Genomic DNA, 1,660 nt, shown 5'->3' on the forward strand with positions numbered 1-1,660 from the left:
GTTAACAGTGGCCTTTTCTCGAATCTGGTTGCGGGAGCCGGATTTGAACCGACGACCTTCGGGTTATGAGCCCGACGAGCTACCAGGCTGCTCCATCCCGCGCCTGTGGGATCGAATTCTACAGTTCTTAGCGTACGTGTCAAGCGTTACCGTTTGATTTATCGAAACTTTTTGCCAATCGGCTTTTTCGCGCGCAAAGAAAAAGGCCACTGCGTTAACAGTGGCCTTTTCTCGAATCTGGTTGCGGGAGCCGGATTTGAACCGACGACCTTCGGGTTATGAGCCCGACGAGCTACCAGGCTGCTCCATCCCGCGCCTGTGAGATCGAATTCTACGGATTTGCGTGTTGTTGTCAAGCAATTGTTTCGGAAAAACCTTTTTTGTTCAAACCCTTAGCGTGCTGCAACGGTTTGCAGCTCAGGCGCGGCGGGGCTTTCAGGCCGATTATCGTGTGGCGATGCCGGGGAACTGTTTAAGGGCCGGGCGCATGCGATACTATCTGTATGAATTTACAGTGCTGACGGTCATCCATGTCCCTGCGCAAGATCATCCACGTCGACTGCGATTGCTTTTATGCCGCGATCGAGATGCGTGACGACCCGCGCCTGGCCGGGCGGCCGATGGCGGTGGGCGGCTCGCCCGAGCACCGTGGAGTGATTGCCACCTGCAACTATGAGGCGCGCGCCTATGGCGTGCGTTCGGCCATGTCGTCGCGGCATGCGCTGAAACTGTGCCCCGACCTGTTGATCGTCAAGCCGCGTTTCGAGGCCTACCGAGAGGCCTCGCGGGAAATCCACACAATCTTCCGTGACTACACCGAGCTGATCGAGCCCTTGTCGCTGGACGAGGCCTACCTGGATGTGAGCGACAGCCAATGGTATTCCGGCAGTGCCACACGCATTGCCGAGGATATTCGCCGGCGTGTTGCCCGTACCCTGCATATCACTGTGTCAGCGGGGGTGGCGCCAAACAAGTTTCTGGCCAAGATCGCCAGCGACTGGCGCAAGCCCAACGGTCTGTTCGTGATTACCCCAAGTGAAGTGGAAGCGTTCGTTGCCGCCTTGCCGGTGGCCAGGCTGCATGGCGTCGGCAAGGTCACGGCGGAAAAACTCACCCGGCTGGGTATCGAGACCTGCCTGGAGCTGCGTGACTGGTCACGCCTGGCGCTGGTGCGCGAGTTCGGCAGTTTTGGCGAGCGCTTGTGGGGGCTGGCGCGGGGTATTGACGAGCGCGCGGTGCACAACGACAGCCGCCGCCAGTCGGTCAGCGTGGAAAACACCTACGACACGGACTTACCAGACCTGGCCAGTTGCCTGGCACGCTTGCCAGAGCTGCTGGAGAGCCTGAACGAGCGTATTGCCCGCATGGACAGCAGTTACCGGCCGGACAAACCGTTCGTCAAGGTCAAGTTCCACGACTTCAGCCAGACTACCCTGGAGCAGGCGGGGGCGGGCAGGGACCTGGAGAGTTACCGGCAGTTGCTGGGGCAGGCGTTCGCCCGTGGTGGCAAGCCGGTGCGCTTGCTGGGGGTGGGGGTGAGGTTGCGAGACTTGCGTGGGGCGCATGAACAGCTGGAGTTGTTCACGCCTGAATAAAGAAAGCAGCTTCACGCGGTCGATGTAGGAGCGGCCTTGTGCCGCGAATGGGCTGCAAAGCAGCC

General features: G+C 60.0%; 1 protein-coding gene and 2 tRNA genes. 1 reads left to right on the forward strand and 2 read right to left on the reverse strand.

The annotated features are described in order from the left end of the window. Positions 1 to 25: 25 nt before the first annotated feature. Positions 26 to 102: transfer RNA gene (locus IAE39_RS29390), tRNA-Met, on the reverse strand. Positions 103 to 238: 136 nt separating this feature from the next. Continuing rightward, positions 239 to 315: transfer RNA gene (locus IAE39_RS29395), tRNA-Met, on the reverse strand. 221 nt (positions 316 to 536) lie between these two features. On the opposite strand from IAE39_RS29395, the gene dinB reads away from it, so the two are divergent. Next, a complete protein-coding gene (gene dinB, locus IAE39_RS29400) occupies positions 537 to 1,595 on the forward strand; it encodes a DNA polymerase IV (protein ID WP_201207953.1) in 1,059 nt (352 codons plus the stop codon). Positions 1,596 to 1,660: the final 65 nt, after the last annotated feature.

This window comes from Pseudomonas sp. S37 (assembly GCF_016658545.1).
GTDB lineage: Bacteria > Pseudomonadota > Gammaproteobacteria > Pseudomonadales > Pseudomonadaceae > Aquipseudomonas.